Source organism: Oleiphilus sp. HI0061, assembly GCF_001635675.1.
In genome coordinates, this window is sequence record NZ_LWFE01001306.1 from 1 (window position 1) to 725 (window position 725).

A 725-nucleotide genomic window follows, 5' to 3' on the forward strand; every position below is an offset into this window, starting at 1 on the left:
CTTGAATTGATAAATAAACCAACACTCAAGCTTAGCCCTCCTTCAGATCGAACGATACGCCGTTGGCTTAATGAATTAAGTGAGCAAGGCCTGCTTATTAAAACTGGCAGTCGTAAAGGTACACGATATAGTCTTGCTGCACACCAAACGACGCCCAATATGCTTCAGTTTTTGCAGGGACTAGATACAGATATTCAGCTATCTACACTCAAGCAGATTAGAAACCTCTGGACTCATACCTCAACGGCACTAGAAGGCAATACTTTAAGCTTAGGTGATACAAAGTTTATATTGGACGAGGGGTTAACCATTTCAGGTAAACCACTCAAAGAGCACCAGGAAATATATGGCCACGCTAGTGCTATCGAATTGATTTACCAAAACCTTAACCAAGCCTTTACAGCAGAAAGCTGCTTCCAACTTCATTTAGCTATTCAAACAGACCGCGTCACCGACATTTATAAACCGAATGGAGCCTGGAAAGTTGAAATGAACGGTACCTATGCAGTTAATAAGAAAAACCAACAAGTATTTATCGAATATGCCCACCCCTTACATACAGAAAAGTTAATGGCTCTTTTTATCGAAGAGCTCAACTCATTATGCAAGCAAACTCTCAACCTTAAGGACGGAATCAAAGCCTACGCGAAGATTCACATGGGCTTTGTACATATCCACCCCTTCTGGGACGGAAACGGACGCCTTGCGCGATTAATTGCAAACAT

General features: G+C 41.9%; 1 protein-coding gene. It reads left to right on the forward strand.

Going from position 1 to position 725, the window contains the following annotated elements; genetic code table 11:
- Positions 1-725 (forward strand): Fic family protein (locus A3735_RS20675; RefSeq protein ID WP_068638552.1); only part of this gene is annotated, 725 nt, incomplete at both ends.